Annotated in this window: 4 protein-coding genes; 2 read left to right on the top strand and 2 right to left on the bottom strand. The window is 48.2% G+C overall.

The window, feature by feature from the left end:
- Nucleotides 1–285 precede the first annotated feature (285 nt).
- Together ACTQ16_RS12230 and ACTQ16_RS12225 are read left to right on the top strand one after the other, a co-directional pair.
- Complete coding sequence (locus tag ACTQ16_RS12230; protein WP_441937628.1) at nucleotides 286–1650, top strand: ATP-binding protein; 1365 nt, start codon at nucleotides 286–288, stop codon at nucleotides 1648–1650.
- A 37-nt stretch (nucleotides 1651–1687) separates the two neighbouring features.
- On the top strand, nucleotides 1688–2350 hold the full coding sequence (locus ACTQ16_RS12225; protein ID WP_264957511.1) for a hypothetical protein: 663 nt from the start codon (nucleotides 1688–1690) through the stop codon (nucleotides 2348–2350).
- Between the two features lie 652 nt (nucleotides 2351–3002).
- On the opposite strand, the gene ACTQ16_RS12220 is transcribed toward ACTQ16_RS12225, so the two are convergent.
- Nucleotides 3003–6209 carry an efflux RND transporter permease subunit gene (locus ACTQ16_RS12220; RefSeq protein WP_441937626.1) on the bottom strand — a complete coding sequence of 1069 codons (3207 nt, stop codon included), beginning with the start codon at nucleotides 6207–6209 and terminating at the stop codon, nucleotides 3003–3005.
- A 20-nt stretch (nucleotides 6210–6229) separates the two neighbouring features.
- Nucleotides 6230–7285: an efflux RND transporter periplasmic adaptor subunit gene (locus ACTQ16_RS12215; protein ID WP_441937624.1), complete on the bottom strand. Its 1056-nt coding sequence runs from the start codon at nucleotides 7283–7285 to the stop codon at nucleotides 6230–6232.
- Between the last annotated feature and the right edge of the window lie 133 nt (nucleotides 7286–7418).

Genomic DNA, 7418 nt, shown 5'->3' with positions numbered 1-7418 from the left:
GATTGTCTACTTTTGCAAATGAAAAGGAACGAAATTTGATAGATATGTGTACTTTTAAAAATATAAATAATTAATAATCATTTTTTGTGTCCACTTTGGGGAACTGCTACAAAGATAGGGTTTATAACTCTATCTTTTATCACAAAACATCCTATTATAACTCTATCTTTTATCGCAAAACACCCTATTATAACTCTATCTTTTAGCAAAGTTAACATAAAATAATTGCTTATCTCGTTAATAATCAGTATTTTTGCAGCTGTATAATCATAAAGACGCAAAGATATGGATAAATACTTGTCAAGAAGCATCGACCAGGCTTTGCTGGAATGGAAGGATAATCCTCGAAGAAAACCTCTTTTGGTGAGGGGCGCCCGACAGGTAGGCAAGTCGAGCACCATTCGGCATTTGGGCAAGAGCTTCAAATATTTTTTGGAAGTTAATGTGGAAAGAAATCCTGAGGTGATGGAATTCTTTAAGGGCTGTCGTGACGTGAAGAGCATAGCTGCTAAGCTATCCGACTTCTTTAATGTGCCGGTTGTTCCGGGCGAAACCCTTCTTTTTCTCGATGAGATACAGAAGAGCGAAGATGTCGTTCACAGCCTTTGGTTCTTTAAGGAAGATTATCCTGAACTTCATGTCATTGCAGCAGGTTCGCTCCTGGAGTTTGCACTGAAGGATTTGTCTTCATTTGGAGTGGGCAGAGTAAGTTCACTGTTTGTCTATCCGATGTCTTTTGATGAATTCCTGACGGCAACGGGGCAAGAGGGGCTTCTTAGAACCAAGCGAAATAGCAGTCCTACAAATCCGCTGCCCAAGGCATTCTATAACAGATTGGTGGAGGCTTTTCGAAGTTATATGCTGGTTGGCGGAATGCCAGAAGCCGTGGCAACCTACACGGAGACAGGGTCTTATCGCTATAGCAGTGATATTGTAAATGAAATCATCCAGGGGTATCAGGACGATTTTGCCAAGTACGGAGCCAAGGCAAATCCTCTGCTTTTGCGCCAAACTCTCATAAGCGTAGCGCATCAGGCAGGAGCCAAGTTTGTTTACAGTAGGGTAGAAGGAAAATATCGTTCGGCAGAAGTAAAGGTGGCTTTGGAGATGCTGAAGGATGCCGGACTAATCATCCCGACCTATCATACGGATGCCAATGGGGTACCGCTTGGGGCTGAAATCAACGAGCGGGTTGTGAAATATCTTATCCATGATACTGGCGTGCTGCTTGGTATTCTGGGAATAGATGACGACATCGACGACAGCATCAAGGAGATGATGGTGGCAGATTCCATCGATCTTGTTGACAAGGGACATGTGGCAGAGATGATGGCGGGCTTGGAACTTATCAAATATTCTTCTCCGCAGAAGCGGCATCAGTTGTACTATTGGCAAAACATGAACAAAGGTACTTGTGCCGAGGTGGATTATGTGATAGCTCGCAGTGGCAGCATAGTTCCGATAGAAGTAAAATCGGGTGTGAAGGGGTCCATGAGCAGCATGTATTCGCTGATGCGCAATCCGCAGAAGCATATAGAAATGGGCATCCGCTGTTCTCTTGAAAATTTTGGAACATTCGAGAGCCCAGATGGAAAGAAGATAGACATCATTCCTCTTTATGCTATCTCCAATTTGTTTGCGGAGAAATAGATGGGGGATATAAAGAAATATCAAAAAAAATAAGAATATGGCAAGAGCAACAGGTTCAATCAATTATTTGGAGCATCGCACGCCCTTGAAGGACGAAAGCGGTAAGTATCAGATACATCCGATGTTTGTGAAGCGGGATATCGTTGACCAGGAGAAGATGGAGAAGCGTGTTCGCGATCATTGTGCGATGAACGTTTCGTCCTTTATCTCCGCATTGGAAACGCTGGAGGATGAAACGCTTTACGCCTTGGCTGAGGGCAACGAGGTGAGGGTAGGCGATATGTTTATCGTCAAGCCTAAGCTGGGGATGGTGAAGCATAAGGACAAGAATGGAATCGAATGGAAAAGGACCTATCATGAGGGTGATCTGATTCCAGCCAATGAGGTGGATATCTGCGGCTTGGAAATTCAGCCCACGAAGGAGTTTCTGGAAAGGCTGAAGCGCCACTCTAATGGTTGCAGCCGACAGTATTGGAGTGTGAAATCTACTCCAAAGGAGGCAGATAAGGAGTTTGCTGATATTGTAGAGATTTGCCAGCAGCAGGGTTATATTACGGTGAAGGATATGATTCGTGAATTCGGTGTCACCCGCTATCATGCCAATAAGGTATTGAATGATCTCTGTGAGGAACCGGCTGCCAGAATGTATGCTACCAAGGAAGGTCCTGTTACGCTCTATCGTTTGTGGAAGAAGGAATGATGATAGGAAGTTGAAGTAAACGGCTTTTGGGGTTCAAGTAAGTATCCTTTTGGGTTGAAGTAAGTATCTTCTCGGGTGCAATCAAGTATCTTCCCAACTGTTGCCACTAGGCTCGGCAGCTCTGCTGAGCCTAGTCAGCAGGTCTGCTGACTGCAGTCAGCACCTCTGTCGAGCTTAGTGGCAACCCCTTGTTATCGTACAACTATAACCCCTTTAGTTGTACGGTTATAACCTGTTTAGTCGTACGACTATACACCCTATAGTTGTACAATCGTAGCTTTATAGTCGTACAACTATACACCTTTTATTTGTACGACCATAATATGATGATACTTCCATGATACATTGATGATACTTCCATGATACATTGATGATACTTCTTGCTGCATTTTTTCAAGAAGTGTCATTGATGTTAAGTTATTAATTATCAGAAAGATAACTGGTATTTTGAAGACAAAAGTGAGACTGTGAGACTTTTTTCGCAGTACATATATATATAGATAGATAAAGAAGTAGAAAGAGTTTTCATCAAGGTAAAAGTTTATATTTAGGTTTAAATTGCAGTTTTATTATCTCAAAAGATAAGTAGGATTTTAGGTTCGGTTTATGAAAAGTGAAGCCTGCCGGCATCACTGCCGGCAGGCTTCTGCGTTTACTGCTTCCTCAAACTATACTTGCCGTGCTTGTCGAACACGAGCCAATAGAGCACAGGCAGGATGGTGGCGATGAGTACCATCGAGATAAGCGTACCGAAGAAGATAACGGCTCCCATTGGCGACCACAGCGTATTGTTCTCTACCATCATAGGCAGTACGCCTACCGAGGCGGCTGCCGATGTAAGGAAGATAGGGCGCATGCGGTGCTCGCCAGCCTGGAAGGCGGCTTCCTTTACTGATAACCCCTTGTCGCGGCGCAGTTCCTCGGCATAGTCGAGCATGATGATGCCGTTTCTTACCAGGATACCCATCAGGCTCACAATGCCCAATATGCAGGTAAGACTCACGTCGAAACCCGTAACCAGAAGGCCTATCGCTGCACCGAAGATGCAGAGCGACATGGACGAGAGATTCGCCAGTGCCAGACTGATGCGCTTGAAATGGAAGAGCAGGATGAAGAAGATGATTAAGGCTGCTATCATCACGCCCGATGTAACCTGAGGAAGGGTTTCGGCATCCTTTTCTGCCATACCGCCAATCTCCCAATCAAGACTGGAATCTAGCGGGAGTTTGGATACTTCCTGCTTCAGTTCGTTGGCCAATTGGTTGGCATTGAATCCCCTTAAAGGTTCACCTATGATAGAGATGGTACGCACGCCGTTTCTGCGTATGATGCTGCCGTCGTGCCAGTCGGGCGAAATCTTAGCCAGCTGGCGGAGTGGAACGCTCGATGTTCCTCCCATCACGGGGATGTATTCATTGGCAAGGTCGCTGTCGTTTTCCGATTTCAGAACCATCTTCACCGGATAGTCGCCTTCCCAAAGGGTGGCCATCGGGATGCCATCGCCATAATGAATGGCAAGGTCGGCAGAGAGTATGGTCTTATTCACACCCAGCCGGTTGGCCTCGGTAGCATCTGGAGTTACCCTGATGCCAGGCAGGGGCTCTTCGTAGTTGGTACGAATCAGGTTGATGCCTTCTATCTTGTGCATGCAGGCTTCTATCTTCCTGGCGGCAGCCTTCAGGTCGCCCATGCTGTCGCCGCTCACTCTTACTTCGATAGGGTAGGTGGCGTTGTTGTAATCCATCTGCTTGAAGCGGATGTAGCAGTCGGGAAAATAGTTGGAGTATCGGTCGGCATATCGGTCGAGTACCTCTTCTGTGGCATCGTTATCTACCGTATTCACGATAAACTGTGCAAAGTTCTCACCGCCAATCTGTGGCGCATAGGTGGTATGGAAACGGGGTGAACCCTGACCAACAAACGTGGTTACGGCTGTTACCTGCGGGTCGCGCTGCAGAATGTGGGCCATAGAATCTGCCACCTGTGCGGTTCTTGCAGCGGTGGTTCCGCTAGGTAGATAGAACTCTACGGCAAACTGGTTTCTCTCGGCGATAGGCATCATTCTCTGCGGAAGATGTACGAAGATGATGGCTCCGGTGCTCACCAGCATGATGCCCACAGCGAGGGTGGTGCGTGGAAAGGCGAAACAGCGTTTCAGCAACCAGGTATACCCCATCTGCAGATAGTCGAGCGGCTTTTTGCGGGCGTTGGGCTTGTGCTGGCTGCTGATGCCCTGGTGAATCACCATATACTGTAAATAAGGTGTGAGCAGCAGCGAAACCATGAGCGAGATGCTCAGGATGATGAACATAGCCCAGGGGAATGATTTTACGAAATCGCCCATGTCTCCATGCATGGTAAAGAGGAATGGGAAGAAGGTGAGCGAGATGCAGAGCGTGGCAGAAAGCACCGACATGAAGAATTCTCTAGGAGCGGAGATGGCTGCATGCCAGCGCGACATGCCATGGCCCAGCTTCTCCATGTAGTTGTCGATGATAACCACGGAATCATCCACCACCATACCCAGTGTTACGATGAGGGCAGCCAGTGTAACGGTGTTCAGCTCCATGCCGAAAAGATAGAATATGCCCACCGACGAGAAGATGGTGATAGGGATGCTGAGGGCTGATACCTCTGCCACGCGGCGCGGCATGAGCAGGATGACCACGATGATGACGGAGATGACCGATATGAGCAGCTCGCGCAGGAAGTTTAGCACCGATTCGCTTACCACCTTGCTCTGGTCGGTAATGGTATTGATGTGTACATCGCCTGGCAGGGACTGTTCAAAATCATCCATCATCTTGTGTACGTCTCTTCCCATCTTCACGATGTCGTTTCCCGGTCGCATTTCAATGGATAGGAGCACGCATTTGTTGCCGTTGCTCTTGATGTATTTATTCAGTTTCGGATATTCTCTTTTAATCTGTGCGATGTCCTTCAGGCGCACGATGTTGCCCCTGGGGTCGGAATATACGATTTGTTCTGCCACATCCCGCTCGTTGTTGTAGGAGTCGGTGATGTGGATGGGCAGGTTGAGGTTGCCCATCTCCAGGTTTCCGCTCACGGTGGTGAAGCCCTGCAGGGCAAGGTCGTTCAGAATCTTATAGGGGCCGATGCCGTATTTGGCCAGTTTGTTCTGGTCCAGGCAGATGCTTATCTGTTCGTTTTCCAGTCCGTAGGTTCGCAGGTTCGAGATGGCATCAATGCGGCGCAGTCTGTCCTTCAGCTGGTCTATGTATGTATTCAGTTCCCTATAGGTTTTCTGCTTGCTTTCCATCGTGATGAGCAGGGCAGAGGTATCGGCGATGTCATCCACAGCCTGCAGGGCAAGGACACCCGTAGGAAGGGAGCTCTTGAAGGCCTGCAGGCCATGCTTGAACTTGCTCCAGAAGGCATCCCGGTCCTCCACGTCGTCGTTGAGTTCCAGGAACACGATCAGCATGCCGTCCTTACTCTGGGTATAGGTCTTTTTCTTGTTCACCTCCTTGTATCCGAAGATGAAGTTCTCCAGCGGTTTAGCCACCCGTTCTTCCACCTCTCCGGATGTAGCGCCCGGATATACGGCTACGCAGGCACCCTGCCTGATGGTGAATTGCGGCATCTCCTGCTTGGGCATGATACAGATGCCGAGTATGCCTAGAAATACGAGCATGCCCATCAGAAGCATCACGATGTTGTGGTTGCACATCGCCGACTCGATGAACGAGCGCTTGATGATGCGGTTGGGCTTCCTGGTGATGCGTGCCTTGATGTGGTCGCGAAGGGCGGTGTCTCTCTCCGGCTTTTTGGAATCCTCCGGTTTGTTTGTCTCTAGCCTTGTCTCTTGGCTTGTCTTTTGCCTTGTCTCTTGATTCATATCTTTTCCCTCCATTTTTTTTATCGGTTATCGCTTTTTGCTGTATCTACATTCATTCCTTCAGAAACTTTCTGCTGGCCATTGATGATAACCTGGTCGCCAGCCTTCAGTCCCGAAAGGATGACGATGCCGTCGCCTTCGAAATCGCCGGTAGTTACGGGTTGCTGATGTGCCTTTCCGTTTACCACGGTCCATACGAATCGGGAGTTATCTATATCCAGTTCAATGCTTTGTGGCGGAACGGTGATGTGGGATGGGGTAGCAGCGCTACCCTGCACCTGGGCGTTGCATACCATGCCTGGGAGCAGACTGCCCTGCGGATTGGTGATGCCCACCTTGACATCGTAGGTATGCGAGATGGGGTTGGCATCGATGCCTTTTTCTGAAATCGTTCCCCGGAAAATGGCACCCGAAAGAGCGGCTACCGTCAGTTTCACCTTGTCGCCCACGTGCAGATGAGATATTTCAGCTTCGGGTACGGATACCTTGGCGTTGACTTGTGCCACATTGGCGAGTTTCAGCACAGGCTGTCCGGGGAGCACGTAGGCTCCCAAGTCCACGTTCTTGGCAGCGATGACGCCTGCAAAAGGAGCTGTGAGGGTAGAGTGGGAGAGTTGCTGGCGGGCGATGCTTTCAGCCGCCTTTGCCTGTTCCAGTTTGCTTTCTATCTCCACCCATTTCATATCCGAGATGGTTCCCGACTGGTGCAGGGGCAGGAATCTTCTGTAGGCATCCTGCGCCTGTTTCAGGGTGGTGAGTGTTGCCCGGTGAGCCTCCTTCACGGTGGTAGGGTTGATGGTGGCGAGCAGCTGTCCCTTGCTCACTCTATCTCCTTCTTCCACCCGTATGGAAGTGATGTTTCCGGCTATCTCGAAACTGAGTGTAGATCCCATCTTTTCCTCGATGGTTCCCACATAGTCTTTCGTTCCCCCCAGGTTTGTATTCCCCACGGAGATAGTCTCAACTTTCACGTTTTTCTTCTCTAGCTTGCTGGATTTTTCGGTGCATCCCGCCAGCATCATACAACTGATAATGAATGCGACAAGCCATCCCGTTATAACATATTTCTGTTTCATATTGATTACATTTTGTTGTTTTTTGAAAAGATAATGCAAAGGTATGAATTTTAGCTGAATGCATAGGAAAAATAGAATTAAAAAAGATAAAAAAACAGTTCTTCTTCTACTACTACTACTACGATTTCCACGC

The organism is Prevotella sp. LCP21S3_D2, from assembly GCF_052118345.1.
GTDB lineage: Bacteria > Bacteroidota > Bacteroidia > Bacteroidales > Bacteroidaceae > Prevotella.
Note: the sequence above shows the minus strand (reverse complement) of the source record. Positions and strands in the feature narration are given on the sequence as shown.

Coding starts and splice junctions, on each gene's coding strand:
- ACTQ16_RS12215 (WP_441937624.1), bottom strand. CDS start 7,285: ATGAAACAGAAATATGTTATAACGGGATGGCTTGTCGCATTCATTATC.
- ACTQ16_RS12225 (WP_264957511.1), top strand. CDS start 1,688: ATGGCAAGAGCAACAGGTTCAATCAATTATTTGGAGCATCGCACGCCC.
- ACTQ16_RS12230 (WP_441937628.1), top strand. CDS start 286: ATGGATAAATACTTGTCAAGAAGCATCGACCAGGCTTTGCTGGAATGG.
- ACTQ16_RS12220 (WP_441937626.1), bottom strand. CDS start 6,209: ATGAATCAAGAGACAAGGCAAAAGACAAGCCAAGAGACAAGGCTAGAG.